We start from the raw sequence: 25,409 nt of genomic DNA on the forward strand, positions 1-25,409 counted from the left end.
GAATTGGGGGGAACGCCGATGAGCGATGCCAAAGACATGCGGATCATGGCCGAGGGGCTGCGCTTCCCGGAGGGGCCGATCGCCCTGCCCGATGGCGGCGTCATCCTGGTCGAGATCGCCGCCGGCCGCATCAGCAAGATCGCGGCGGACGGCACGAAGAGCGTCGTCGCCACGCCGGGCGGCGGGCCGAACGGCATCGCCATGGGGCCGGGCGGCAAGATCTTCTGCTGCAACAATGGCGGCTTCCTCTGGCATGAGGAGCCGGGCGTCCTCCGCCCCGCCGGCGTGCCGGCCGACTATGCCGGCGGCCGCATCGAGGTGATCGACCCGGCGACGGGCACTGTCACCCGCCTCTATGACCGCTGCGGCGAGCACACGCTGAAAGGGCCGAACGACATCATCTTCGCGCCCAAGGGCAGCCCGGGCGAGGGCGGCTTCTGGTTCACCGATCTCGGCAAGGTGCGGGGCCGCGACCGCGACCATGGCGGCGTCTACTGGGCAGCGAGCGACGGCTCCAAGATCGTCGAGGCGGCCTTCCCGATCTTCGGCGGCGCCAACGGCGTCGCCCTCTCGCCCGATGGCCGCACCCTCTACGTGGCGGAGACCGAGACCGGCCGGCTCTGGGCCTGGGACATCGAGGGGCCGGGCGTGGTGAAGAAGGACCCCTGGCCCTCGACCAATGGCGGGCGGATGATCTGCCAGTTCCCCGGCTATCGCCGGCTGGACAGCGTCGCCCCGACGGCGGCGGGCAATATCTGCGTCGCCACGCTGGTCAGCGGCGAGATCACCACCGTCTCGCCCAAGGGCGAGATCCTGCGGGTGGTGAAGATGCCCGAGCGCATGCCGACCAATATCTGCTTCGGCGGCAAGGACATGCGGACGGCCTATGTCACGCTGTCGCTGACCGGCAAGCTGGCGGCGCTGCCCTGGGACGAGCCCGGGCTGGCGCTGCCCTTCGGCTGAGCCGGCAGGCGCGGAAAGGGAGAACGGGATGGCGCTCTGGGTGCGTTTCGCGCATGGCGATGCCGAGGGCTTCGGCACGCTGGAGGACGGGCGCATCGCCCTGCATGCGGGCGATCTCCTCGCCGGCGCGCGGCCGACCGGCGAGAGCCTGGACCTCGCGGCCGTGCGGCTTCTCGCGCCGGTGCGGCCGGGCGCCTTCATCGGGCTGTGGAACAACTTCCACGCCGCGGCGGCGAAGCAGGGCAACGCCATCCCGGAATTCCCCCTCTATTTCCTGAAGAACCCGGGCAGCGTGATCGGTCCGGGCGAGCCGATCCGCCCGCCCGCGGGCTATGCCGGCAAGGTGCTCTACGAGGGCGAACTCGGCCTGGTGATCGGCCGGCAGGTCCGCGATGCCGAGGAGGCGGAGGCCGCGGCGGCGATCTTCGGCCTCACCTGCGTGAACGACGTGACGGCGCTCGACCTGCTCTTCGCCGATGCCTCCTTCCCGCAATGGGCCCGCGCCAAGGGCTGCGACAGCTTCGGGCCGATCGGGCCGGCGATCGCCACCGGCCTCGACTGGCAGGCGCTGAGCGTGAAGGTGGCGCTGAACGGGCGGGTGCGGCAGGACTATCCGCTCTCGGACATGATCCTGCCGCCGGCGCGCATCGTCTCCCTCATCTCGCGCGAGATGACGCTGCGGCCGGGCGACGTCATCGCCTGCGGCACCTCGCTCGGCGCCCTGCCGATGCGGCCGGGCATGCAGGTGGAGGTGTCGATCGAGGGCATCGGCACCCTGGCCAACCCCTTCGCGCCCTGACCCTAGGGCGTGATCGCTTGAGGTGGACTCAGCGGAAAGCGTGACTCACGCGATCAGACAACGGCCTGGACCATGATCCGCTACCCTGTGTGAGCGGATCATGGTCCAGGCCCCCGAGGACCCGGTCCGCCCGCGTCACTCGCGCGGCAGGCCGCGCTCCACCGCCGCGGCGTAGAGCGCAGCGCCATAGGGAATGGCCTCGTCGTTGAAGGCGTAGCGCGGGTTGTGCAGCGAGGCGCCGTCGCCGTTGCCGAGTTGGATATAGGCGCCCGGCACCCGCTCCATCATGAAGGAGAAGTCCTCCGAGCCCATGCCGGGCGGCTTGTCCCGCGCCACCTTCGCCTCGCCGACCAACGAGGCCGCGGCGGCGGCGAGCGCCTCGGTCTGCTCGGCATCATTCACTGTCGGGGCGAAGATCAGCCGCCAGTCGAGCGTCGCCGTGGCGCCGAAGCCGGCGGCCACGCCCTCGGCCATGCGGCCCATCGCCGCCTCGATCTGCGCCGCCACCTCGCGGCTGAAGAAGCGGGCGGTGCCAGAGATGGTCGCCGTTTCCGGGATGACGTTGTAGGCCTCGCCGCCCTGCACCTTGGTGATGCTGACCACGGCCGGGTCGCGCGGGTTGAGGTTGCGCGAGACGATGCTCTGCAGGGCCGTCGCGACGTGGCAGGCGGTGAGCACCGGGTCGATGCTCGCCTCCGGCCGCGCGCCATGCGCGCCGCGGCCGGTGACGGTGATGTCGAAGAAGGCGCCGCCGGCGGCGGTGGGGCCGGAGCGGATGGCGAATTCACCGACCGGCATGCCGGGCCGGTTGTGCATGCCGTAGATCGCATCGCAGGGGAAGCGCTCGAACAGCCCGTCCTCCAGCATGGCCAGCGCGCCGCCGCAGCCTTCCTCGCCGGGCTGGAAGATGAAGTGGACGATGCCGTCGAAGCGCCGCGTCTCGGCCAGGTAGCGGGCGGCGCCGAGCAGCATGGTGGTGTGCCCGTCATGGCCGCAGGCATGCATCACCCCGGCAGTGCGGCTGCGCCAGGGCAGTTCGGTCAGCTCCTGGATCGGCAGCGCATCCATGTCGGCGCGCAGGCCGATGGCGCGGTTGCCGCGGCCGTTGCGCAGCACGCCGACCACGCCGGTGCCGCCGACGCCGCGATGCACCTCGATGCCCAGGGATTCGAGCTGCCGCGCCACCACCTCGGCGGTCCGCCGCTCGGTCATGCCGAGCTCGGGATGGGCATGCAGGTCCTGGCGGATGGCGGCCAGCTCGGCCTGATGGCGGCGGAGGGCGTCGAGGGGGGTGGTCGGCATGAGCAGGCAGGTCCTTCGACAGGATGGCAGGCCGGAATGCTGCGCCCCGGCTCGGCCTGGCGCCAGGGCCAGGGCGAGGGATGGCCCGGGCGACGGCCCGCCTTGTCCGCCCCCGGTCAGTTTCGGGCAAGGGATGACCGGCATCTGCGGCGGGACGCCCGGGCCGCTTGTCGCCATGAGCCGACAAGCTTCGACAAGCCCCGGCGGCCGCACTACAAGGCGCGGCGCAGGCGGTGGGGGATTGCCGGATGGCGCTGACCGAGTCTCAGCAGCAGGAGATCGAGGCGGCCCGCGCCGCGGAGGGCCGCACCCGCCGCCCGGTCGCGCCGGGGCTGGAGGCGATGCTCTTCGAGGCCCTGCCGGTGCTGGACCATGGGTTCGTCCGGGTCATCGACTACATGGGCGACGACGCGGCGGTGGTGCAGGCAGCCCGCGTCTCCTATGGCCGCGGCACCCGCGCCGCCAATGAGGATCGCGGCCTCATCCGCTACCTGATGCGGCACCGGCACAGCACGCCCTTCGAGATGTGCGAGATCAAGTACCACGTGAAGCTGCCGATCTTCGTGGCGCGGCAGTGGATCCGCCACCGCACGGCGAACGTGAACGAGTATTCGGCGCGCTATTCCATCCTCGACCGCGAATTCTACATCCCCGCGCCCGAGCATCTCGCCGCCCAGTCCAGCAGCAACCGCCAGGGCCGCGGCGCCGTGCTCGAGGGCGCCGAGGCATCGCGCGTGCTCGACCTGCTGCGGCAGGACGCCATGGCGACCTACGACCACTATGCCTGGATGCTGAACGAGGACGAGGCGGGCAACCCGGTGGAGGCGGACCGCCAGGGTCTGGCGCGCGAGCTGGCGCGGATGAACCTGACGCTCAACACCTATACGCAGTGGTACTGGAAGACCGACCTGCACAACCTCTTCCACTTCCTCTCGCTGCGCGCCGACAGCCATGCGCAATACGAGATCCGCGCCTATGCCGAGGCGATGCTGCGGACGGTGGAGGCCTGGGTGCCGGAGAGCTTCGCCGCCTTCCGCGACTACCGCATGGGGGCGGTGACCCTCTCGGCCGGCATGCTGGCGGTCGTCCGGCGCATGCTGGCCGGCGAGACGGTGGCGCCGGAGGGCAACGGCCTCTCCAAGCGGGAGTGGCGCGAGCTGATGGCCATGCTCGGCCGCCCGGCGGGCTGAGGCGCGCATGGGCTGGATCCTGCTCGGCCTCGTGCTGGTGCTCGGCCTGCCGGTCATGCTGGTCTTCACGGGCGTCGCGCTGGCGATCTGGGTGACGCTCTTCGTCGCCGGCCTGGTTTGGAGCGTGGTCGTCTTCCTGTTCCATGCCCCGGTGCTGGCCATCGTCCTGGCGCTGCTCGCCGGGCTCGCCTTCGGGCGCGGCGCGGCAGCGCGGTAGGCGCCGATGGATCCCGCCCGGGCCGAGGCGCTGCTCGGCTTCCTCGCCCTCGCCGACCGGCTGAAGACCGTGGAGCGGCGCGGCCGGGTGGTGCTGCCCGGCGGCGGCACGCGGCGCGAGACCAGCGCCGAGCATTCCTGGCACCTGGCCCTGCTCGCCCTGCTGCTGCACCGGGAGGTGGCGGCGGAGATCGATCTCGGCCGGGCGCTGGCGATGATCGCGGTGCATGACCTGGTCGAGATCGAGGCCGGCGACACCTATGCCTACGACCCCGCCGCCTGCGCCACCCAGGCGGAGCGGGAGGCCGCGGCGGCGGCGATCGTCTTCGGCGGCCTGCCGCCCGATCTCGGCACCTGGCTGCGCGGGCTGTGGGAGGAATTCGAGGCCGGGACGAGCCCCGAGGCGCGCTTCGCCATGGGCTGCGACCGGCTGCAGGGCTTCCTGCAGAACACGCTCAGCGACGGGCTGGCCTGGAAAGAGCATGGCGTGCGCCGCGCCGACACCGCCGGCCGCATGGACCCGGCGCGGGCGGTGGACCCGGTGTTGGCGCAGCTCATCGAGCGGCTCTACGACCGGGCGCGGGCGGGCGGGATGCTGCCGGAATGAGCGGCCAGGCGCGCGTCCGGCCGCCGGCCAAGCCACCTTCCAAGCCGCGCGTGCCGCCCCGCCCCGCCCGGGCCGCCGCGCCCCGCGCGGCGGCCGCCATGGCCGGGCCGCTCGCCGGCTGGCGGCGCTGGCGCTGGGTGGCGGTGCTGGTGCTCTCGGCGCTGGTCGGCCTGCCGCTGGCGCATGCCGTCTTCGGCGAGGTGGTGGCGCTGCTCGGCGGCACCTTCCTGCTCGGCCTGCTGGTCGGGCGCTGGACAGCGGGGTGATCCATATCCTCGCGAAGTCGCTGCGCGCCTTCGTGGAGGCCCCGTGACTCCCTCAGGTCGCAGGGTGCGTCACAGCCTGCCGGGGCAAAGCCTCCGGCAGGGCAACGGGAGGCGACGGGGCATGAAGGCGCGGCCACACGCCCTCCATTCGCCTCTGCCGATGCATCCGCGATAGGCTCGGCGGCATGTGCCCTGCCCTTCCCGCCTGAGCCGCGCGATGCCGGTGCTCGTCTTCGGTTCGGTCATCGCCGACCTCGTCTTCGCCCTGCCGCAGCTTCCGGCGCCCGGCCTGACCGTGCTCGGCCCCGGCTATGCGGCGCTGCCGGGCGGCAAGGGGGCCAACCAGGCGGTGGCCGCGGCGCTCGATGGTGCGCCGACCGGCTTCGCCGGGGCGGTCGGCGAGGATGCCATGGCCGAGGTGGCGCTGGCCGGGCTGCGCGGCGCCGGGGTGGATCTCGGCCGCCTTGCCCGGGTGGCGGCGCCGACCGGCTGCGCCGCGGTCTGCGTCGACCCGGCGGGGCGCAACCAGATCGCGGTCGGCAGCGGCGCCAACCTCGCGGCGCGGGCGTCGCAGGTGGAGGGCGGCGCGCTCTCCCCGGCGACCGTGCTGCTGTTGCAGATGGAGGTGCCGCCCGAGGAGAATGCCGCGCTGATCCGCCGCGCCCGCGCCGCCGGGGCGCGGGTGGTGCTGAACCTCGCCCCCGCCGCCGCCATGCCGGTCGAGGCGCTCGGCGCGCTCGACCTGCTGGTGGCCAATGAGCACGAGGCGGCCTGGCTGGCGGCCCGGCTCGGCTGCGGGGCCGATGCCGCCGGGCTGCGGGCGGCGCTCGGCATCGACGTGGCGGTGACGCTGGGCGAGGCGGGGGCTGAGGCGGCGACCGGCTCGAGCCCGCTGCGGGTGCCAGCCTTCCCGGTGGCAGCGGTCGATACCACTGGGGCCGGCGATGCCTGGTGCGGGGTGCTCGCCGCGGCGCTCGACCGCGGATGGCCGCTCGAGGCGGCGATGCGCCGCGCCTCGGCGGCGGCGGCGCTCTCCTGCACCCGCCCGGGCGCCGCGGCCGCCATGCCGCAGGCGGCGGAGACCGAGGCGCTGCTGCGCCGCGGGTGAGCGATGGCCAGACGCCTATTCCACCACGATGCGCGGGCCCTTGGCCGCCGGGGCGCCCTGCAGCTTGTCCCAAAGCCGGGCGGCGATGCGGCGGTAGTCGGCGGCCTCCTCGCTCTCCGGCCGGGCCGCGACGATCGGCGTGCCGGCATCGGCGAGCTCGCGGATCTCGAGCTTCAGCGGCAGCTCGCCGAGGAATTCGACCCCGAGCTTCGCCGCCTCGGCCCGCGCGCCGCCATGGCCGAAGACATCGGCCCGGTGCCCGCAATTCGGGCAGCACCAGCTGCTCATGTTCTCGATGAGCCCGAGGACCGGGACATTCACCTTCTCGAACATCCGCACGCCGCGCCGCGCATCCAGCAGCGCCACGTCCTGCGGCGTCGAGACGATGACCGCGCCGGCGAGCGGCACGCGCTGCGACATGGTGAGCTGCGCATCGCCGGTGCCGGGCGGCATGTCGACGACCATCACATCAAGCGCCCCCCAGGCCACCTGGCCCATGAGCTGCTCGAGCGCGCCCATCACCATCGGCCCGCGCCAGATCATCGGCGTCTCGGCATCCACCAGGAAGCCGATCGACATCGCCTTCAGCCCCCAGCGTTGCAGCGGGAGGATGCGCTGGTTCTCGGTCCGCGGCTTCTCCTGCGTCCCCAGCATCTGCGGCAGGGAGGGGCCGTAGATGTCGGCATCCAGCAGCCCGACCGAGAGGCCCTGGGTCGCCAGCGCGACGGCCAGGTTGACCGCGGTGGTGGACTTGCCGACGCCGCCCTTGCCGGAAGCGACGGCAACGATCCGGCGCACCTCCGGCAGCAGCATCGCCCCCTGTCCTGCCGGGGTATGGGGCGCGCGTGGGGCGTGGCCATGGGCCGGCGGCGGCGCAGCGGGCCCGGCCCGGCCGGCGCCGCCCGGCCGCGGCCCCTGCGGCTCACGGTGCGAGGTCAGCACCGCCGTCACGCTCAGCACGCCCGGCACCGCGGCGGCGGCCTTCTCGGCGGCGAGGCGGAGCGGCTCCATCTCCCGCGCCCGCTCGCGCGGCACGGCGATGGCGAATTGCACCAGCCCGTCGCGGGCGGTGAGGCCCTGGATCAGGCCGGCCTCCACCAGATCGCGCCCCCCCACTGGGTCGCGCACCGACCGCAAGGCCTGCTTCACCGTCTCGACCAGAGACTCGCCCATCGCTTGAAAAGCCTTCCCCATCCAACAATATCGCCGGCACCCGGGATCCGCAGGTCGGGACGCGGTTCCGCGGTCCAGGCGTGGCGTGATATGGCCGGGCTCCATCCCCGCATCCAGCCCCCCTTGGGGGAGGACGGGGCGGACATAACAACGAAAGCTGGAGGCCGGCTCGATTCATGGCGCTGAACAACGGCGGACCTAGCCCCTGGGGCAACCCGCGCCCAGGTGGGCCCTGGGGATCGCCGCCGAACCCGCCGGGAGGCGGCCGTGGGCCGGGCGGTCCCGATTTCGACGAATGGATCCGCCAGGCGCAGGCCATGGTGCGGCGCCTGATCCCATCGGGCGGCGGCAGCGGCGCCGGGGGCAAGGGGCTGGCGGTCCTCGCCCTCATCGTCGTCGCCATCTGGGCCGCCAGCGGCTTCTACCGGGTGAACCCGGACGAGGAAGGCGTGGTGCTGCGCTTCGGCGCCTTCAACCGCACCGCGGCGCCGGGCCTCAACTACCACATCCCCTGGCCGGTCGAATCGGTCGAGACGCCCCGCGTCACCACCGAGAACCTGGTCTTCATCGGCTTCCGCTCCGGCGAGGCCTCGCCGGTGCGCGCGCCGGTCGGGCGCGACGTGGTGGAGGAGTCGCTGATGCTGACCGGCGACGAGAACATCATCGACATCGATTTCGTGGTGCGCTGGCGCATCCGCGATGCGGGCGACTTCCTCTTCAACACCCGCAACCCGGAAAGCACGATCAAATACGCCGCCGAGAGCATGATGCGCGAGGTGATCGGCCGCACCCCGATCCAGCCTGCCCTGACCGAGGCCCGCGGGCAGATCGAGGACCAGGTCCGCGCCGGCACCCAGGCGATCATGGACCAATACAAGGCCGGCGTCGCCATCACCCAGGTGCAGCTACAGAAGGTCGACCCGCCCGCCGCAGTGATCGAGGCCTTCCGCGACGTGCAGCGCGCCGCGGCCGACCGTGAACGGCAGCGCAACGAGGCCGAGGCCTACCGCAACGACATCATCCCGCGCGCCCGCGGCGAGGCGGAGCGGATGGTCCAGGAGGCCCAGGGCTACCGAGACAGCCAGGAGGCACGGGCCCGCGGCGAGGCGCAGCGCTTCACCAGCGTCCTCTCCTCCTACAGCGCCGCGCCTGACATCACCCGGCGCAGGATCTATCTCGAGACCATGGAGGACATCCTGCGGCGCAACCCGAAGATCATCGTCGACGACCACCTGCAGGGATTGGTGCCGCTGCTCAACCTCAACGACCCGGCCCGGGCGGGGAACGGCGCGCGCGCCGTGCCGCCCGCTGCCGCCGCGGCCAGCGGCGCGACCACCCCGCCGGCCTATTCGACGGCGCGCCCGCAGGGGGTGACGCGATGAACCGCCTCCTCATCCTCGGCATCGCGGCGGCGGTCGTCATCCTGGTCGCCGCCTCCTCCCTCTTCGCCGTGCAGCAGACGCAGCAGGTGCTGATCACCCAGTTCGGCCAGCCGATCCGCGTGGTGCGGACGCCGGGGCTCAACTGGAAGCTGCCCTTCATCCAGACGGTGATCGATTTCGACCGGCGGCTGCTCGATTACGACGCGGCCGGGCAGGAGGTGATCCTCGGCGACCAGCGGCGGATCGTGGTCGACACCTTCACCCGCTACCACATCACCGACCCGCTGCGCTTCTATCAGACGGTGGGCGCCACCGAGGCCGGCATCCGGCTGCGGCTCGGCCCCATCGTCTCCTCGACGCTGCGGAACACCCTCGGCAGCGAGACGCTGCTCGCGGTGCTCTCGGCCGACCGGGCGCGGATCATGGGCGAGATCCGCCAGCGGGTGAACAGCGAGGCGCAGAGCTTCGGCATCGAGGTGACGGACGTGCGCATCCGCCGCGCCGACCTGCCGGAGGAGAACACCCAGGCCATCCTCTCGCGCATGCAGTCGGAGCGCGAGCGCGTCGCCCGGGAGCAGCGCGCCGAGGGCGCCGAGCAGGCGCAGCGCATCCGCGCGGCCGCCGAGCGCGACCGCACCGTGCTGCTGGCCGAGGCGCAGTCGCGCGCCGAGGCGCTGCGCGGCGAGGGCGAGCAGGTGGCGATCCGCATCTTCGCCGACGCCTATCGCAGGGACCCGGACTTCTTCCAGTTCTGGCGCACCATGCAGGCCTGGCGGGACGCCTTCGCGGATGGCGAATCGCGGCTGCTGCTCAGCCCGGACAGCGACTTCTTCAAGTATTTCCGCAACCTCGATGCCGGTGCCGCCGCGCCGGCGAGGTAACGGCCGGGGGCGGCGGCCCCGCCCTGCATGATGGCCGGCACCGCCCGGATACCCTAGCGTTGGAGCGGGGTGCGGCCCCGCCGCCGCCCCGCTCCGCAGTCGAGGACCACCCGATGCGCCCATTCTCCGCCCTGGCTGCCCCCTTCGCCGCCCTCCTTCTTGGCCTGCCCCTGGCCGCGGGCGCCCAGCAGGCGCTTCCCGCTCCGGCCCCGCAGGGCGGCGCGGCGCCGCTGAACGCGCCCAGGGCGGTGCCCATGCGCGATGCCCCCGCCTCCTTCGCGCCGCTGGCCCGTCAGCTGCTGCCGGCGGTGGTCAACATCTCCACCACCCAGAACGTGCAGGCGCGAGCCAACCGGCCGGATGCCCCCGACATGCCGCAGGCCCCGCCCGGCAGCCCGTTCGAGGAGTTCTTCCGCGACTTCTTCAACCGCAACCGGCCGGGTGGTCCCCAGGGCGGCCCCGAGCAGCAGCCGCAGCGTCCGCGGCGGGCGCAGTCCCTCGGCTCCGGCTTCATCGTCGATGCCAGCGGCATCGTGGTGACCAACAACCATGTCATCGACGGCGCCGACGAGATCAACGTCATCCTGCAGGACAACACCAGCATCCGCGCCGAGCTGCTGGGTACCGATCCGCGCACCGACATCGCGGTGCTGCGCATCAAGACCGACAAGCCGCTGCACGCGGTGCAATTCGGCGACAGCGACGCCATCTCGGTGGGTGACTGGGTGCTGGCGATCGGCAATCCCTTCGGCCTCGGCGGCACGGTCACCGCCGGCATCGTCTCGGCGCGCGGGCGCGACATCCGTCAGGGCCTCTACGACGACTTCATCCAGACCGACGCCGCCATCAACCGCGGCAATTCCGGCGGCCCGCTCTTCGATCTCGAGGGCAAGGTGGTCGGCATCAACACCGCCATCTACTCGCCGACCGGCGGCTCCATCGGCATCGGCTTCTCCATCCCCTCGAACCTCGCCCGCAACATCGTCGCCCAGCTGCAGGATGGCGGGAAGGTACGGCGCGGCTGGCTCGGCGTGAACATCCAGCAGGTCACCGACGAGATCGCCGAGAGCCTCGGCCTCACCGGCGGCGGCCGCGGCGCGCTGGTGGCGCGGGCGCAGGAAGATGGGCCGGCGGCCAAGGGCGGCATCCGGAACGGCGACGTGGTGCTGAAATTCAACGGCCAGGACGTGAAAGAGATGCGCAACCTGCCGCGCATCGTCGCTGACACGCCGGTCGGCAAGGTCGTGCCGGTGGTGGTCTGGCGCGACGGCAAGGAGCAGACGCTGCAGGTCACGCTCGGCGAGCTGCCCGCCGACACCCAGCAGGCCGCGGCGACGCCGCCCAAGGCGGACAAGCCGACCGAGCTCTCCGGGCTCGGGCTGCAGGTGGCGCCGATCTCGCCCGAGACGCGCGACCGCTTCTCCCTGCGGCCGGAGCAGAAGGGCGTGGTGATCACCGATGTCGGCGCCAACAGCCCCGCTGCCGAGCGCGAGCTGCGGCCCGGCGACGTCATCGTCGAGGTGCAGCAGGAGCGGGTGAACACGCCGCAGGAGGTGCAGCAGCAGCTCGAGAAGCTGCGCCGCCAGAACCGGCCGACGGCGCTGCTGCTGATCGAGACCGCCCAGGGCCAGCGCTTCGTGCCGCTGCGCCTGCGCGGCGAGCGCGGCAGCCCGGGCTGAGGGCAGGTCCGGCCCGGGGTGGTCTCCTGGGCTGGCCCCCTTGGGCCGGGGAGGCTCACGGCACCCGTCGATACCGCGGGCGCGCCAGGCAGGCGCGCCTTGAACCGTGGGCGGATCGGCGCTGCTGCGTAGGGTGTTCACAAGAACTTGAAATTCGACTATTAGGCGAATAAACGGCATCCAACGCCGGCAATGTGACGTCGTGCCGGTTCCGGCATGTCGCCACGAATCCCATGGCCTGCGCGGCTCATCGTCCTTGGACCCGCCGGGGGGGGCATGCCGGACTCGCTGTTCGACCACCACGAGCTGCAGCCCACCCCCACGGCCGCGCCCAAGGTCGCCCCGGAGGCTGTTCCTGGGGGCGCCCCTCGGCCCCGGACCGGCCTGCGCCGACGGCTCATCCTGATGGTGCTGCCGGTGGGGCTCGCGGCCTGCGCGGGCATCGGCATCGCGGCCTGGATCGCCGGCGATGCCGGGCTGCGCGCCTTCGATTCCGGGCTGCGGCAGGAGGCGCGGGCCCTCTCCCTGGCGCTGAGTGCCGAGATCGACGGCCGGATCGCGGCGCTCGATGCCTTCGCCGCCCTGGGGGAGGGGTTGCGCCTCGCCGAGCCCGCGGTGATCCAGGCCCAGGCGGCGCGGATCGGCCGCGCGAGCGGCATGCGCATCGTCATTGGGAATGCCGCCGGCCAGTTGCTGCCGCAGCGGGAGGGTGGAGCCGGCCCCGCCACCGCTGAGGCGCTGCGCAGCGCGATCGCCCAGGACCGGGCCGTCCTCTCCAGCCTTCTCGCGGCCAGGCGACCCGGCCTCCTCCTCGCCGTGCCGGTGCCAGGGGTGGGAGAGGGGAGCGATGGCGCGACGGCGCTTGCCGTCGCCGGCCAGCTCGACCTGGAGGCGCTTGAGGCGGTGCTCCGGTCCGCCCTCGGGGCGGCGATGCCGGGGGCGGGGCTGGCGGCCGGCTTGGCCGATGCCGCCGGCACGCTCTTCCTCCGCACCGATCCCGCCATGCTCGGCCCCGTGCCGGCGCTGCCGGCGCGGCCGGGCTCGCCGCAACGGCGCGGCTCGGCGGTCCGCCTCGTGCCGCGCCGCGATGCCGAGGGCCGGGACCGCATCGCCGCCCTGGCCGAGCTGCCGGCCGCCCCCGGCTGGACTGTGCTGCTCGATGCTTCCGAGCTTGCCCGTCGGGAGGCCTGGTTACGGCCGGCGGCGCAACTCGCCGCCGGTCTCGGCTTGGCGCTGCTGGGGGCTGGCCTGGCCTGCTGGCATCTCGCGGGCGGGCTGGTCAGGCCAGCGGCGCAGCTCGCAGCCGCGGCCCGCGGTCTGACCCCTGCGAGCGATGGCCGCGGCGCATCACGGACCGCGCTGCCGGCCCTGCCGGTCGCCGAGTTCGAAGCGCTGCGCCAGGGCCTCGCCGCCGCCGGAGCGGCGCTCGACCAGCAGGCCGAGGCCGGGCAGCAAGGCCGGGCGGCGCAGGCCGAGGCCATGGCGATGCTCGCCGCGGCGCAGCGCCTCACCGGGGCGGGCGGCTGGACGCTGGAACTGACCGGGACCGGCGACCTCGATTCCGCCCGGCTGCGCTGGACGGAGGAGACGCGCCGCATCTTCGGCCTCGCGCCCGGCCATGCCACGGTCTCGGCGGCGCTCTTTCTCGCCGCGGTGCCGAGCGCCGAGCGGCCGCGCCTCCGCGCCGCCCTGCGCCAGGTGCTGCAGGATGGCGAGCCCTGCCGGCTCGAGCACCGGATCCGCCGGCCGGATGGCAGCCTGCGGCTGGTCGAGCAATGCGGCGTCCCGGAATTCGACGCGGCCGGCCGGGTCCGCCGCATCGCCGGCAGCTGCCTCGATGTCACCGAGGACCGCATGCATGCGGCGGCGCGGGCCGAGAACGCGGCCCGGCTGCAGGACCTGTTCTCGACCCTCGACCTCGCCGCCTTCATGGCGCGCGAGGTCGACGGCACGATCCGCTTCTGGTCGAAGGGCTGCGAGCGCCTCTATGGCTGGACCGCAGCTGAGGCGCTCGGGCAGCCCGCGCATGCGCTGCTCGGCACCGACTTCCCGGTGCCGCAGGCGGAGATCGCGGCGGCGCTGGAGCGCGACGGCACCTGGCAGGGCGAGCTGCGGCAACGGCGGCGCGACGGCAGCATGGCGATCGTCCTTGCCCATAAGGCGCTGCGGCGCGATGCCGGCGGCCGGCCCCTGGCGGTGGTCGAGAGCCTCGCCGACGTCACGGCGCTGCAGGCGGCGCGGCAGGCGCTCGCCGAGAGCGAGGCCCGGCTGCGCCTGGCGCTGGAGGGCGTCGGCCTCGGCCTGTGGGAGGAGGCGTTGGGGCGCAACCGCCTGCGGCTTGATCCGCAGGCCGCCGCGGTGGTGGGCGGGATGCTGCCGGCCGAGGTCTGGTTGTCCTATGACGGGCCGGAATTCGCCGCCTGGGAGGCGGCGGTGCACCCCGAGGACCGGGCCCGGCGCGATGCCTGGCGCACCGCCATCGCCGGCGGCGGCGCCGGGCTGCTGGCGGCCGATTTCCGCATCCGCGTCGGCGAGGCCTGGCGGTGGATGTCCTTCCGCAGCACGGTCGCGGAGCGGGCCGCCGATGGCCGCGCGCTCCGCGTGCTGACCCTGGCCCGCGACGTGACCGCGCCGATGGAAGCCGCCGAGGCGCAGCGCGAGAGCGAGGCGCGGCTGCGCTCGGTGGTGGATTCCGCGCTGGACGCCATCGTCGTGGCCGGCATCGAGGGGGAGATCGTCTCGGTCAACCGGGCCGCCATCCGCATGTTCGGCTATCCCGGGGCGGAGGCGATGCTCGGGCAGGATCTCGGCATGCTGATGCCGCCCGCCGAGGCGGCGCAGCACGGTGCGCGCCTCGCCCGCCGGGCCGCCGCGCCGATGATGCACCCCATGACGCCCGGGCGCACGCTCATGGCGGTGCGAGCGGATGGCAGCGAATTCCCGGTTGAGGCCTCGGTCTGCAGCTTCGAGATGGCGGGCCGCCGCTTCGTCACCGGCATCCTGCGCGACGTGACGGACCGGGTGGCCTCCGAGCGGGCGCTGGCCGCGAGCGAGGCGCGGCTGCGCACCATCGTCGAGACCGTGCCGGTCGGCCTGGTGATGACCGAGCTGCCCTCCGGCCGGATCAGCGGCGGCAACCGCTATGCCGAGCAATTGCTGCGCGTCCCGGCGCTGCGCGGCGCCGAGGACTGGAGCGCCTGCCATGCCGATGGCAGCCCGCTGCAGGAGCACGAATACCCGCTCGCCCGCATGCTGCTCGCGGGGGAGGAGAATCCCAGCATCGAGGCGCAGGTCCGGCGCGGTGACGGCAGTCAGGCCTGGATGCGCATCATGGGCCGGCCGGTCCGCAACGAGGTCGGGGAGCTGGTCGGCGGCGTCACCGCCTTCGTCGATGTCGACAGCGAGCGGCAGGCGCGCGAGGCGCTGGCCGCGAGCGAGGCGCGCTACCGCACCCTGTTCGCCCGCATGGAGGAGGGGTTCGCGCTTTGGGAGGCGGTGCGCGACGGGGCGGGCGCCATCGCCGATTTCCGGCTGCTGGAGTGCAACGAGGCGGTGCACCGGGTCACCGGCCGGATACCGCCCGCCGCGATCGGGCAGGGCATGCGCGCGCTCTTCCCGGAGATGACGGCGCAGTGGTTCGACGTGCATGTCCGCACCGCGGAGACCGGCGAGCCGGCGGCGGTGGAGGGGCAGACCCCGCTCGGCCGGCGCTGGCTGAGCACCCGACTCTACAGGCCCGGGCCGGATCGGGTGGCGGTGCTGGTGCGCGACGTGACCGAGCGGGTCGCGGCCGAGGCGGCGGTGCGCGGCAGCGAGGCGATGCTGCGGCAGGTGCTCGACAACATCTTTGCCTATATCGGGGTGCTGGCGCCGGACGGCACGCTGCTCGACGCCAACCGGGCGCCGCTGGAGGCGGCCGGCCTGTCGCGCGAGGCGGTGCTCGGCCGGCCCTTCTGGGAGACGCCCTGGTGGTCCTTCGATCCGGCCGTCGCCCTGCGGGTGCGCGAGGCTTGCGCCCGGGCGCTGGCGGGCGAGGCGACGCGCTTCGACACCGAGGCGCAGATGGGCGGCGAGGCCCGCGTGGTCCTCGATGCGCAGATCGCGCCGCTGCGCGATACCGAGGGGCGCGTCACCCATCTGATCGCCTCGGCCGTCGACATCACCGAGCGCAAGCGGTCGGAGGAGGCGAAGCTGCTGCTGGCGCGCGAGGTCGATCACCGCGCCAAGAACGCGCTCGCCGTGGTGCAATCCGTGATCACCCTGACCCGCACCGAGGAGCCCACGGCCTTCAAGACGGCGGTGAAGGGCCGCATCGCCGCCATGGCGCTGGCCCATACGCTGCTGGCGCGGGAGCGCTGGAACGGCGCCGACCTGCGGGAGCTGCTGGTCGAGGAACTCGCCGCCTATCGCGGCGCCGGCTCGGAGGCGGCGGTGCAGATCGAGGGGCCGCTGGTCGGCCTCGCCCCCGACGCGGCCCAGCCGGTCGCCATGGCGATCCATGAGCTGGCGACCAACGGGGCGAAATACGGGGCGCTCTCCGTACCGGAGGGGCGCGTCGCCATCCTCTGGGCGAAGGACCCCGGCAGCGGCGGCCTGACGCTGGTCTGGCAGGAGAGCGGCGGCCCGCCCGTCGCGGCGCCGCCGGCCCGGCGCGGCTTCGGCAGCAGCCTGATCCAGAGCACCGTGGTGCGGCAGCTCCAGGGCAGCCTGGAGATGCACTGGGACGCGCCGGGGCTGCGCTGCGTGCTCTCCCTGCCGGCGCGGCAGGTGCTGTGGCGCGGCGCGGCGCGGCAGGGCGAGGCCTGACCGCCCCCGCCGTCAGCCGCCCTGGATCTCGGCCGCCCGGTAGCCCTGGACGAAGAGCAGGGCGCGCAGATCGGCATGCTCCAGCCGGGCGCGGGCGGCGGCGGCCACCACCGGCTTGGCGCGGAAGGCGACGCCGAGCCCGGCCGCCTGGATCATGGCGAGGTCGTTGGCGCCGTCGCCGACCGTCAGCGCCGCCGTCAGCGGCAGGGACAGCTCCGCCGCCAGCCGCTTCAGCGTGGCGAGCTTGGCGTCGCGGTCGAGGATCGGCTCGCCCACCTTGCCGGTCAGCCGGCCATCGGCGATCTCGAGCGTGTTGGAGTAATGCGCATGGAAGCCGACCAGCGCCGCCACGCGGCCGGTGAAGAAGGTGAAGCCGCCCGAGACCAGCGCGCAATGGGCGCCGTTCGCCCGCATCGTCGCCACCAGCTCGCGCGCCCCGGGGGTCAGCGCCGTCGCCTCCCAGGTGCGCTCCAGCGCCGCCACGGGCAGGCCCTTCAGCATGCCGACCCGCTCGATCAGGGCTTGGCGGAAATCCAGCTCGCCATTCATCGAGCGCCGGGTGATGGCGGCGATCTCCTCCTTCAGCCCGGCATAGGCGGCGATCTCGTCCAGCGTCTCGCTGGTGACGATGGTGCTGTCCATGTCGGCCAGCAGCAGCCGCTTGCGGCGGCCCTCCGCCGGCACGGCGATGGCGTCTACCGGGGCGCCGTCGAGCGCCCTTCCGGCGGCAGCGACGGCCTGCTCGGCGGCGAGGCCGTCGAAGGGCAGGTCGGCCGCCTCCTCCGGCGCCAGCCAGTCCACCGCCCCGATGCCGGCGCCGAGCCCTTGCAGGGCATCGCGGAGGCGCGGCAGCAACGCCGGGTCCAGGCCGCCCTTGGGCGCGACGAGGGTGAGGATCTGGGACATGCGGCGCCCTATGGCTGGTGGTGGGGCTGGTGGCGGGGCTGGTGGGGGATGCGGGCCGTTGGGACGGCCTCCGCGGCGGCCCGCTCTATCGCAAGGCCCGGTGCATGACGCAATCGCCGGAGGATGCGGCTCTGCCGCGCGCACTGATCGTCGCCGGCCCGACCGCGAGCGGCAAATCGGCCCTCGCCCTCGGCTTGGCGGAGCGGCTGGGCGGCGTCGTGATCAATGCCGATTCCATGCAGCTTTACCGGGAATTGCGGGTACTGACGGCGCGGCCGACGCCGGCCGAGGAGGCGCGGGCGCCGCACCGGCTCTATGGCGTGCGGCCGGCGGCCGAGGCGGCGAGCGTCGCCTGGTGGCGCGGGGCGGCGCTGGCCGAGATGGCGGCGGCGCGGGCGGCGGGGCGGCTGCCGATCCTCTGCGGCGGCACCGGTCTCTATTTCCTCTCGCTCACCGAGGGACTGTCCGACATCCCGCCGGTGCCCGCCCCGGCGCGGGCGGAGGCGCGCGACCTGCTGGCCGCGCTTGGCGCGCCGGCCCTGCATGCCCGCCTCGCCACGGTCGATCCTGAAACGGCGGCGGTGCTGCGCCCGGGCGACAGCCAGCGCATCGCCCGCGCCTATGAGGTGTGGCGCGGCACCGGGCGCGGCCTGCTCGCCTGGCAAAGGCAGGGGGCGCATAGCGGCAAGGCGCCCTGGCGCTTCGCCGCGCTGCTGCTCGACCCGCCGCGGGAGGCGTTGCGGGCGGCGATCGAGACGCGGTTCGACGCCATGCTGGCGGCCGGGGCGCTCGAGGAGGTGCGGGCGCTCGGCGCCCAGGGCCTCGACCCGGCGCTGCCGGCGATGCGGGCGCATGGCGTGCCGGAGCTGCTGGCAATGCTGGCCGGGCGGCTGCCGCTGGCCGAAGCGCGCCGGCGGGCGATCCTGAACACGGCGCGCTACACCAAGCGGCAGGCCACCTGGTTTCGGCATCATCGCCTCTCCGAGCCGGCCGATCCGCCGCTGACGCATAGCATCCATGCGCGGATCCAGGATCCGACGCAATTTCAGGAAAGTGACGCGCCCCAAATCTTCGCGTTTGTTCAAGCTGTGCGTTGACGCAGCGCGGCAGGGGGCGTAGGGAACCGGCCCTCGCCTTGGCCGGGCACGTCCCGGCGGGCGAAGCATTGTCAAGGAAGACCCCATGTCCGCCACCCTCCAGACCCAGACCGAGGCCCGCACCATGACCGGTGCGGAGATCGTCCTGCAGGCGCTGAAGGAGAACGGCGTAGAGGTCATCTTCGGCTATCCGGGCGGCGCCGTCCTGCCGCTCTACGACGCGCTGTTCCAGCAGAACGCCATCCGCCACATCCTGGTGCGGCACGAGCAGGCGGCGGTGCATGCCGCCGAGGGCTATGCCCGCTCCACCGGCAAGGTGGGCTGCGTGCTGGTCACCTCCGGCCCCGGCGCCACCAATGCGGTGACCGGGCTGGTGGATGCGCTGCTGGATTCCGTGCCGGTGGTCTGCCTGACCGGCCAGGTGCCGACGCATCTGATCGGCAACGACGCCTTCCAGGAGGCCGACACCACCGGCATCACCCGGCCCGCGACCAAGCACAACTACCTGGTCAAGGACATCGGCAAGCTCGCCGCGACGGTGCACGAGGCCTTCTACGTGGCAAGGGCCGGGCGGCCCGGCCCGGTGGTGATCGACCTGCCGAAGGACATCCTGATCGGCAAGGGCACCTACCAGGAGGCGCCGCAGGCGCCGCATCGCAGCTACCGGCCGCAGACCGAGCCGGAGGCCGGGGCGATCCGCGAGGCGGTGGCGCTGCTGAAGGGCGCGAAGCGGCCGATCCTCTATTCCGGCGGCGGCGTCATCAATGCCGGGCCGGAGGCCTCGCGCCTGCTGACCGAGTTCGTGCGCATGACCGGCATGCCCTGCACGAACACGCTGATGGGCCTCGGCGCCTGCCCGGCGAGCGACCCGCAATTCCTCGGCATGCTGGGGATGCACGGCACCTACGAGGCGAATCTCGCCATGCATGGCTGCGACGTCATGCTGAACATCGGCGCCCGCTTCGACGACCGGGTGACCGGGCGGCTGAACGCCTTCTCCCCGGCCTCGAAGAAGATCCACGCCGATATCGATCCTTCCTCCATCAACAAGAACGTCCCGGTGGACGTCGCCATCGTCGGCGATGCCGGGCGCGTGCTGCAGGCGCTGATCGAGGCCTGGAAGGAGGATGACGCGGCGCAGGACAAGGCGGCGCTGGCCGCCTGGTGGCGGCAGATCGATGCCTGGCGCGCCAAGCAGTGCCTCGGCTATGTCCAGCAGGGCAGCATCATCAAGCCGCAGCACGCCGTGCGCCGCCTCTACGAGATGACGCGCGAGCTCGGCCGCGACACCTACATCACCACGGAAGTGGGCCAGCACCAGATGTGGGCGGCGCAGTATTTCGGCTTCGAGAAGCCGAACCGCTGGATGACCTCGGGCGGGCTCGGCACCATGGGCTACGGCCTGCCCTCGGCCATGGGCGTGCAGATCGCGCATCCGGATGCTCTGGTCATCGACATCGCCGGCGAGGCCAGCATCCTGATGAACATTCAGGAGATGGGGACGCTGGCGCAGTACCGGCTGCCGGTGAAGATCTTCATCCTGAACAACGAATACATGGGCATGGTGCGGCAGTGGCAGGAGCTGCTGCACGGCTCCCGCTACTCGGAGAGCTACTCGGCGGCGCTGCCGGATTTCGTCAAGCTGGCCGAGAGCTTCCACGCGCATGGCATCCGGGTGACCCGCGCCGAGGATCTCGACGCCGGCATCCGCGAGATGCTGGCGCATCCGGGGCCGGTCATCGCCGATATCGCGGTGGCCAAGGACGAGAACTGCTTCCCGATGATTCCCTCGGGCGCGGCGCATAACGAGATGATCCTCGGCGCCGGGCAGAGCGGCGGCGTCGCCGGGGTAACGGATGAGGGCAAGGTCCTGGTCTGAGGCCAGGCCGATCTTTCCACTCTCCCGCGGGGCGGCTATGGCGGCCCTGCGTATCTCTCCCTGCGCCCATCCCCCCTGCGCGTGATGCCCCGATGCCCGATCCCAGCGACACCACCTTCCGCAACGCGACCATCGCCGTGCTCGTCGAGAACGAGGCCGGCATCCTGGCGCGCGTCGTCGGCCTGTTCTCCGGCCGCGGCTACAACATCGAGAGCCTGACCGTGGCGCCGGTCGATGAGGGGCGCCGGCTGTCGCGCATCACCATCGTCACCTCCGGCACCGACATGGTGATCGAGCAGATCAAGGCGCAGCTCGACCGGCTGGTGCCGGTGCACAAGGTGGCCGACCTGACGCTGGAGGGGCCGCATCTCGCGCGCGAGATGATGCTGATCAAGGTGGTGGGGAAGGGCGAGCACCGCTCGGAGGCGCTCCGCCTCGCCGACGCCTTCCGCGCCCGCGTCGTGGATGCGACGACGGAGAGCCTGGTCTTCGAGATGACGGGCGCGGGCGACAAGCTCGACGCCTTCATCGCGCTGATGCGGCCGATCGGGCTGAAGGAGATTTCCCGGACCGGCGTGGTGGGCATCGCCCGCGGCGCCGGTGGTTTGCTGGCCTGACCGAAGAATCCAGAGAGAGAGGAGAAGCGCAGCCATGCGCGTGTACTACGACCGCGACGCGGATGTGAACCTGATCAAGGCGAAGAAGGTCGCCATCATCGGCTTCGGCAGCCAGGGGCACGCGCATGCGATGAACCTGCGCGACAGCGGCGCGAAGGACGTGGCGATCGGCCTGCGCCAGGGCGGCTCCTGGAAGAAGGCCGAGGCGGCCGGCTTCAAGGTGATGACGCCTGCCGAGGCGGCGAAATGGGCCGATGTCGTCATGGTGCTGACGCCGGACGAGCTGCAGGGCGACCTCTACCGCGAGCAGCTGCACGGCAACATGAAGGAAGGCGCGGCGCTCGCCTTCGCGCATGGGCTGAACGTCCACTTCAACCTGCTCGACCCGCGCCCCGACCTCGATGTCTTCATGATCGCGCCGAAGGGCCCGGGCCACACCGTGCGCAGCGAGTACCAGCGCGGCGGCGGCGTGCCCTGCCTGGTCGCGGTGGCGCAGAACCCCTCGGGCAACGCGCTTGAGATCGCCCTCTCCTATGCCAGCGCCATCGGCGGCGGCCGCGCCGGCGTCATCGAGACCACCTTCAAGGAGGAGTGCGAGACCGACCTCTTCGGCGAGCAGACCGTGCTCTGCGGCGGGTTGGTCGAGCTCATCAAGGCCGGCTTCGAGACGCTGGTCGAGGCTGGCTATGCCCCGGAGATGGCCTATTTCGAGTGCCTGCACGAGGTGAAGCTGATCGTCGACCTCATCTACGAGGGCGGCATCGCTAACATGAACTACTCGATCTCCAACACCGCCGAGTACGGCGAGTATGTGACGGGCCCGAAGATCGTCACCGCCGAGACCAAGAAGGCGATGAAGGAAGCGCTGGAGACCATCCAGTCCGGCAAGTTCGCCCGCGACTGGATGCTGGAGAACCGGGTGAACCAGGCGAGCTTCAAGGCGACCCGCCGCCGCCTGGCCGAACACCCGATCGAGGAGGTGGGCGAGAAGCTCCGGGCGATGATGCCCTGGATCAAGCAGAACGCCCTGGTCGACAAGGCGAAGAACTGATGCCAGCGGACCGGTCGCCTGACCGGTCCGAGGCTCCGGACGGGGCCCGCGGCTTGTGCCGCGGAGCCAAGCAAACCGGAGGTTTGCGCCCGGCGTTTGAGGGCCGTTGATATGAACCGGCTGGCCGGCGGCGCCTCGCTGCCGGCTTGACCGTGGATGGTTGGGGGCGACAGGCTGCGGCATGTCCGCCCCCATCCTCGCCGCCGAGACCGAGCACCCCCGCGACTTCCTTGGCTACGGCGCCAACCCGCCAGACCCGCAATGGCCCGACGGCGCCCGCCTCGCCCTCTCCTTCGTGCTGAACTACGAGGAGGGCGGCGAGAACACCGTCCTCAATGGCGATCCCCACAGCGAGATCTACCTGCACGAGGTGCTGGGCGGCACGCCGCGGGCGGAGCGCGACCTCTCGACCGAGACGCAATTCGACTACGGCGCCCGCGCCGGGGTCTGGCGCATCCTCCGCCTCTTCGCCGAGCGCAGCCTGCCGCTGACGATCTACGGCGTTGGCCGGGCGCTGGAGCTCAACCCGACCGTGGCCCGCGCCTTCACCGAGCAGGGGCACGAGGTCGCCTCGCATGGCTGGCGCTGGATCGACTACCGCAGCGTGCCGGAGGCGGTGGAACGCGAGGAGATCGCCCGCTGCCACGACACCATCGCCCGGCTCTGCGGCCAGCCGCCGGTCGGCTGGTATACCGGCCGGATCAGCCTGCGCACCCGTCGCCTGGTCGCCGAGCATGGCGGCTTCCTCTATGACAGCGACAGCTATGCCGACGACCTGCCCTATTACGTGCAGGCGGCGGGGAAGCCGCTGCTGGTCATCCCCTACACCCTCGACAACAACGACATGAAATTCACGGTGCCGCCCGGCTTCACCGCGAATGACGGCTTCACCCGGCACCTGACCGATGCCTTCGACTTCCTCCGCCGCGAGGGCGCGCGGACGCCGAAGATGATGTCGGTCGGGCTGCATTGCCGCATCACCGGCCGCCCGGCCCGCGCCGCGGCGCTGGAACGCTTCCTCGACCATGTGGCGCGCCACCCGGATGTCTGGGTCTGCCGCCGCGCCGATATCGCGCGCCACTGGCAGAGGCTGCATCCACCTGGGCCATGAGGGAGGCAAGAGGGATGGCGAAGGCCGGAACCTATCCGCTGGAACGGCGCGAGCTCATCGCCGAGGCGCCGGGGCTGCGCATGCAGATCCTCACCCTCGCCGCCGGGCAGGAGGTGCCCTGGCACTGGCACAGCGAGGTGACAGACACCTTCTGGTGCATGGACGGGCCAATGGTGATCGAGACCCGCGCCCCGACGGCGAGGATCGAGCTGCAGCCCGGCCAGATGCATGCGGTGCCGGCGCGCATGGCACATCGCGTGACCGGCAAGGAGGGCGGCCGCTGCCGCTTCGCCATCCTGCAGGGCGTCGGCAGCTACGACTTCATGCCGGTGGGCTGAGCGGCGTCTCGCCCTCCGCCAGCCGCGCCTCGATTGCCTCGATGGCCCGCGGCAGCTCGGCGGCGCTGTCGATGACGCAATGCGCCCCGGCCGCCTGCAATTCCTCCGTCGCGCCCGCCCGCAGCGCCGCCCGCTCCGCCTCCGGCAGGGCCGCCAGCGCCCCGGCCGAGAGCCCGGCGATGTTGCCCGTCAGCGCCACGCCCACCGTCCAGCAGCCGGCGGCGCGGCCCTCGCCGATGCCGGGCGGGGTGTCGTCCACCTTCACCACCGCGGCGGCAGGCCAGACGCCGAGTTGCGCCATGGCCAGCCACATCTGCAAGGGCGCCGGCCGGCCGGCGGCGAGGTCGCCGGCGCAGACCGTCACCTCCGGCACGAAGCCCTGCGCCGCGGCGAGCGGCGCCAGCTCGGCCATGATCGGCCTCGTATAGCCGGTGGTCGAGCCGATGCGGATGCCGCGCGCGGCGAGCGCCGCGAGGGCTGACGCCACGCCGGGGATCAGCGCCGCATGGTCGCGCACCGCGGCGATGTTCATCGGCTCGAACACCTCGAAGATCGTCTGCACATCCGCCTCGCCGAAGTCGCGGCCATGCCGGGCGCGCCAGGCGGCGTTCACCGCGCGGCCGACGGCGCGGATATGGTCGGCCTTGGCCATGCCCATCGGGCCGCGCGCATCGGTGATGGAGATCTCGATGCCGAACTTGGCGAAGGCGCGGACGAAGGCGCCCATCGGCGCCTGGCTGCCATGGTCGAGCACGGTGCCGGCCCAGTCCAGCACCACCGCCTTCACCGGGCCCCGATAGGGGCGGCGCCAATCGTCGTTCATGCCATGGACTCCCAACCGGTGAAGACCTCCTCGGCCAAGCCGAAGGCGGTGCTCGCGCCGGTGCCGCTGGTGACGGAGACGAGCATGACGCCCGGCATCGGGCTCTCGAAGAAGGCGGTGTCGGGGCCGGAGGGGTAGAGGCCGATCCAGCGCTCCACCACCTCCGGCCGGGGGAGGTCGAGCACCGCCGAGAGCTCGCCGAGGATGAGGTCGTCCACCGCGCGCGGCTGGAAGGGATCGTGGCTGTCCGCGTAGTGATGGCTGTCGCCGACCACCAGCGAGCCATCCGCGCCCTGCACCGCGATCAGGTGGATGCCATGGCCAAGCTCGGCGCCCTGCTCGGCGCGCAGCCGCGCCGCGAGGCGGGGCAGGGAGGGGCAGTCGCGGTAGCCGAGATAGCGCAGCAGGCCGAGATCGCTCATCACCGGCGCCGGCAGCGCGAAACCCGGCGCGGCGACGCGCAGCATGTGCAGCTTGCACAGCGTCACGCCGCGGCGGGCGAAGATCTCAGGGCAGAGGCTGCGGAGGTCGGGGCCGGGACAAAGGATGATGCGGTCGGCCGCGACAGGGCCGGCGGTGGTCAGCAGCCGTCCGGGCTCGATGCCCGTCGCCGCGGTGCGGCGCCGGAAGACGACGCCCCGCGCCTCCAGCCAGGCGGCGAGGCGCGGGATGGCCTCGCGGCTTTCCACGCGCAGCTCATGCGGGCTCCACAGCGCGCCGGCGAGGTCGGGGCGCAGCGCGCCGCCGCGCGCAGCCTCGGCGGCGCGCAGCATCCGGCAGCCCTCGCCCATCGGGCCGGCGGCGAATTCCTCGAGGCAGGCCAGCGCCTCCGTCCGGAGGGCGGCGAAGAGCAGGCCGCGCTGCAGGATGGGGATGCCCGCCGCCGGCGCCACCTCGGCCCAGACCTCGCGGCTGCGGCGGGCGCGGCGCCAGCACTCCCCCGCCTCCTGGCCGGTGACGGTGATGAAGCCGAAATTGCGGATGGAGGCGCCGACCGCCGCCGCCTCGCGCTCGATGACGATGGTGCGGAAGCCGGCGCGATGCGCGGCCAGCGCATGCGCGAGGCCGAGAATTCCGGCGCCGAGGATGGCGCAGTCGTAGCGCGCGTCCATGCAAGCCCCCGCTGCCCGCCGGCAGCGCTACGCCGCGCCGGCCGGGACGGCAAGCGGATGACCGGCAAATGCCATCCAATCGTCACGGAGCATGCGGCGCCAG

Annotated in this window: 22 protein-coding genes; 17 read left to right on the top strand and 5 right to left on the bottom strand. The window is 72.7% G+C overall.

Annotated elements, in window-relative coordinates; translation table 11 throughout:
• Positions 1–18: 18 nt before the first annotated feature.
• Together HJG45_RS18260 and HJG45_RS18265 are read left to right on the top strand one after the other, a co-directional pair.
• Complete coding sequence (locus tag HJG45_RS18260; RefSeq protein WP_171613621.1) at positions 19–963, top strand: SMP-30/gluconolactonase/LRE family protein; 945 nt, start codon at positions 19–21, stop codon at positions 961–963.
• Between the two features lie 28 nt (positions 964–991).
• The gene (locus HJG45_RS18265; RefSeq protein ID WP_171613623.1) at positions 992–1,762 is read left to right on the top strand and encodes a fumarylacetoacetate hydrolase family protein; all 771 of its coding nucleotides are present in this window, start codon (positions 992–994) and stop codon (positions 1,760–1,762) included.
• A gap of 135 nt (positions 1,763–1,897) precedes the next feature.
• Here HJG45_RS18265 and HJG45_RS18270 read toward each other — a convergent pair whose 3' ends face one another.
• Positions 1,898–3,064, bottom strand: a complete 1,167-nt coding sequence (locus HJG45_RS18270; protein WP_171613624.1) for a M20 aminoacylase family protein — start codon at positions 3,062–3,064, stop codon at positions 1,898–1,900.
• A 248-nt stretch (positions 3,065–3,312) separates the two neighbouring features.
• On the opposite strand from HJG45_RS18270, the gene thyX reads away from it, so the two are divergent.
• From thyX to HJG45_RS18295, 5 genes are all read left to right on the top strand, one after another.
• Positions 3,313–4,254, top strand: a complete 942-nt coding sequence (thyX, locus tag HJG45_RS18275; protein ID WP_171613626.1) for an FAD-dependent thymidylate synthase — start codon at positions 3,313–3,315, stop codon at positions 4,252–4,254.
• A gap of 7 nt (positions 4,255–4,261) precedes the next feature.
• Positions 4,262–4,471 carry a hypothetical protein gene (locus HJG45_RS18280; RefSeq protein WP_171613628.1) on the top strand — a complete coding sequence of 70 codons (210 nt, stop codon included), beginning with the start codon at positions 4,262–4,264 and terminating at the stop codon, positions 4,469–4,471.
• A 6-nt stretch (positions 4,472–4,477) separates the two neighbouring features.
• On the top strand, positions 4,478–5,077 hold the full coding sequence (locus HJG45_RS18285) for an HD domain-containing protein (RefSeq protein ID WP_171613630.1): 600 nt from the start codon (positions 4,478–4,480) through the stop codon (positions 5,075–5,077).
• On the top strand, positions 5,074–5,343 hold the full coding sequence (locus HJG45_RS18290) for a hypothetical protein (RefSeq protein WP_171613632.1): 270 nt from the start codon (positions 5,074–5,076) through the stop codon (positions 5,341–5,343). Before HJG45_RS18285 ends, HJG45_RS18290 begins: the two co-directional genes overlap by 4 nt.
• 217 nt (positions 5,344–5,560) lie before the next feature.
• Positions 5,561–6,451: a ribokinase gene (locus tag HJG45_RS18295; protein WP_171613634.1), complete on the top strand. Its 891-nt coding sequence runs from the start codon at positions 5,561–5,563 to the stop codon at positions 6,449–6,451.
• Between the two features lie 15 nt (positions 6,452–6,466).
• Here HJG45_RS18295 and HJG45_RS18300 read toward each other — a convergent pair whose 3' ends face one another.
• Positions 6,467–7,624: an Mrp/NBP35 family ATP-binding protein gene (locus HJG45_RS18300; RefSeq protein ID WP_171613636.1), complete on the bottom strand. Its 1,158-nt coding sequence runs from the start codon at positions 7,622–7,624 to the stop codon at positions 6,467–6,469.
• Between the two features lie 176 nt (positions 7,625–7,800).
• On the opposite strand from HJG45_RS18300, the gene hflK reads away from it, so the two are divergent.
• The 4 genes from hflK to HJG45_RS18320 all read left to right on the top strand — a co-directional run bounded on the left by hflK (position 7,801) and on the right by HJG45_RS18320 (position 16,372).
• Entirely contained in the window at positions 7,801–9,006 is a 1,206-nt protein-coding gene (gene hflK / locus HJG45_RS18305; RefSeq protein ID WP_171613638.1) for an FtsH protease activity modulator HflK, read from the top strand.
• Positions 9,003–9,887 (top strand): protease modulator HflC, encoded by an 885-nt coding sequence (gene hflC, locus HJG45_RS18310; RefSeq protein ID WP_171613640.1) that lies wholly within the window; start codon positions 9,003–9,005, stop codon positions 9,885–9,887. Before hflK ends, hflC begins: the two co-directional genes overlap by 4 nt.
• A 113-nt stretch (positions 9,888–10,000) precedes the next feature.
• Positions 10,001–11,566 (top strand): DegQ family serine endoprotease, encoded by a 1,566-nt coding sequence (locus HJG45_RS18315; protein ID WP_171613642.1) that lies wholly within the window; start codon positions 10,001–10,003, stop codon positions 11,564–11,566.
• 405 nt (positions 11,567–11,971) lie between these two features.
• Complete coding sequence (locus HJG45_RS18320) at positions 11,972–16,372, top strand: PAS domain S-box protein (protein ID WP_171613644.1); 4,401 nt, start codon at positions 11,972–11,974, stop codon at positions 16,370–16,372.
• Positions 16,373–16,384: 12 nt separating this feature from the next.
• On the opposite strand, the gene serB is transcribed toward HJG45_RS18320, so the two are convergent.
• A complete protein-coding gene (gene serB / locus HJG45_RS18325) occupies positions 16,385–17,278 on the bottom strand; it encodes a phosphoserine phosphatase SerB (protein WP_171613646.1) in 894 nt (297 codons plus the stop codon).
• 104 nt (positions 17,279–17,382) lie between these two features.
• On the opposite strand from serB, the gene miaA reads away from it, so the two are divergent.
• The 6 genes from miaA (at position 17,383) to HJG45_RS18355 (ending at position 23,371) form a co-directional block, all read left to right on the top strand.
• Positions 17,383–18,375, top strand: a complete 993-nt coding sequence (gene miaA / locus HJG45_RS18330) for a tRNA (adenosine(37)-N6)-dimethylallyltransferase MiaA (RefSeq protein ID WP_171613648.1) — start codon at positions 17,383–17,385, stop codon at positions 18,373–18,375.
• Between the two features lie 85 nt (positions 18,376–18,460).
• A complete protein-coding gene (locus HJG45_RS18335) occupies positions 18,461–20,254 on the top strand; it encodes an acetolactate synthase 3 large subunit (protein ID WP_171613650.1) in 1,794 nt (597 codons plus the stop codon).
• Between the two features lie 92 nt (positions 20,255–20,346).
• Entirely contained in the window at positions 20,347–20,871 is a 525-nt protein-coding gene (gene ilvN, locus HJG45_RS18340) for an acetolactate synthase small subunit (RefSeq protein ID WP_171613652.1), read from the top strand.
• 7 nt (positions 20,872–20,878) lie between these two features.
• Positions 20,879–21,922 carry a ketol-acid reductoisomerase gene (gene ilvC / locus HJG45_RS18345; RefSeq protein ID WP_368040632.1) on the top strand — a complete coding sequence of 348 codons (1,044 nt, stop codon included), beginning with the start codon at positions 20,879–20,881 and terminating at the stop codon, positions 21,920–21,922.
• A gap of 181 nt (positions 21,923–22,103) precedes the next feature.
• Positions 22,104–23,033 (top strand): allantoinase PuuE, encoded by a 930-nt coding sequence (gene puuE / locus HJG45_RS18350; protein WP_171613656.1) that lies wholly within the window; start codon positions 22,104–22,106, stop codon positions 23,031–23,033.
• A gap of 14 nt (positions 23,034–23,047) precedes the next feature.
• Positions 23,048–23,371 carry a cupin domain-containing protein gene (locus tag HJG45_RS18355; protein WP_171613658.1) on the top strand — a complete coding sequence of 108 codons (324 nt, stop codon included), beginning with the start codon at positions 23,048–23,050 and terminating at the stop codon, positions 23,369–23,371.
• Here HJG45_RS18355 and phnX read toward each other — a convergent pair.
• Both phnX and HJG45_RS18365 read right to left on the bottom strand, forming a co-directional pair.
• Positions 23,355–24,194 (bottom strand): phosphonoacetaldehyde hydrolase, encoded by an 840-nt coding sequence (gene phnX, locus HJG45_RS18360; RefSeq protein ID WP_171613660.1) that lies wholly within the window; start codon positions 24,192–24,194, stop codon positions 23,355–23,357. The genes HJG45_RS18355 and phnX overlap by 17 nt on opposite strands.
• A complete protein-coding gene (locus HJG45_RS18365; protein ID WP_171613662.1) occupies positions 24,191–25,306 on the bottom strand; it encodes a TIGR03364 family FAD-dependent oxidoreductase in 1,116 nt (371 codons plus the stop codon). The genes phnX and HJG45_RS18365 overlap by 4 nt, the downstream gene beginning before the upstream one ends.
• Positions 25,307–25,409 lie beyond the last annotated feature (103 nt).

Source organism: Roseicella sp. DB1501 (genome assembly GCF_013112485.1).
In the GTDB taxonomy this organism is placed as follows: Bacteria; Pseudomonadota; Alphaproteobacteria; order Acetobacterales; family Acetobacteraceae; genus Paracraurococcus.

Coding starts and splice junctions, on each gene's coding strand:
- HJG45_RS18260 (WP_171613621.1), top strand. CDS start 19: ATGAGCGATGCCAAAGACATGCGGATCATGGCCGAGGGGCTGCGCTTC.
- HJG45_RS18265 (WP_171613623.1), top strand. CDS start 992: ATGGCGCTCTGGGTGCGTTTCGCGCATGGCGATGCCGAGGGCTTCGGC.
- HJG45_RS18270 (WP_171613624.1), bottom strand. CDS start 3,064: ATGCCGACCACCCCCCTCGACGCCCTCCGCCGCCATCAGGCCGAGCTG.
- thyX (WP_171613626.1), top strand. CDS start 3,313: ATGGCGCTGACCGAGTCTCAGCAGCAGGAGATCGAGGCGGCCCGCGCC.
- HJG45_RS18280 (WP_171613628.1), top strand. CDS start 4,262: ATGGGCTGGATCCTGCTCGGCCTCGTGCTGGTGCTCGGCCTGCCGGTC.
- HJG45_RS18285 (WP_171613630.1), top strand. CDS start 4,478: ATGGATCCCGCCCGGGCCGAGGCGCTGCTCGGCTTCCTCGCCCTCGCC.
- HJG45_RS18290 (WP_171613632.1), top strand. CDS start 5,074: ATGAGCGGCCAGGCGCGCGTCCGGCCGCCGGCCAAGCCACCTTCCAAG.
- HJG45_RS18295 (WP_171613634.1), top strand. CDS start 5,561: ATGCCGGTGCTCGTCTTCGGTTCGGTCATCGCCGACCTCGTCTTCGCC.
- HJG45_RS18300 (WP_171613636.1), bottom strand. CDS start 7,624: ATGGGCGAGTCTCTGGTCGAGACGGTGAAGCAGGCCTTGCGGTCGGTG.
- hflK (WP_171613638.1), top strand. CDS start 7,801: ATGGCGCTGAACAACGGCGGACCTAGCCCCTGGGGCAACCCGCGCCCA.
- hflC (WP_171613640.1), top strand. CDS start 9,003: ATGAACCGCCTCCTCATCCTCGGCATCGCGGCGGCGGTCGTCATCCTG.
- HJG45_RS18315 (WP_171613642.1), top strand. CDS start 10,001: ATGCGCCCATTCTCCGCCCTGGCTGCCCCCTTCGCCGCCCTCCTTCTT.
- HJG45_RS18320 (WP_171613644.1), top strand. CDS start 11,972: ATGGTGCTGCCGGTGGGGCTCGCGGCCTGCGCGGGCATCGGCATCGCG.
- serB (WP_171613646.1), bottom strand. CDS start 17,278: ATGTCCCAGATCCTCACCCTCGTCGCGCCCAAGGGCGGCCTGGACCCG.
- miaA (WP_171613648.1), top strand. CDS start 17,383: ATGACGCAATCGCCGGAGGATGCGGCTCTGCCGCGCGCACTGATCGTC.
- HJG45_RS18335 (WP_171613650.1), top strand. CDS start 18,461: ATGTCCGCCACCCTCCAGACCCAGACCGAGGCCCGCACCATGACCGGT.
- ilvN (WP_171613652.1), top strand. CDS start 20,347: ATGCCCGATCCCAGCGACACCACCTTCCGCAACGCGACCATCGCCGTG.
- puuE (WP_171613656.1), top strand. CDS start 22,104: ATGTCCGCCCCCATCCTCGCCGCCGAGACCGAGCACCCCCGCGACTTC.
- HJG45_RS18355 (WP_171613658.1), top strand. CDS start 23,048: ATGGCGAAGGCCGGAACCTATCCGCTGGAACGGCGCGAGCTCATCGCC.
- phnX (WP_171613660.1), bottom strand. CDS start 24,194: ATGAACGACGATTGGCGCCGCCCCTATCGGGGCCCGGTGAAGGCGGTG.
- HJG45_RS18365 (WP_171613662.1), bottom strand. CDS start 25,306: ATGGACGCGCGCTACGACTGCGCCATCCTCGGCGCCGGAATTCTCGGC.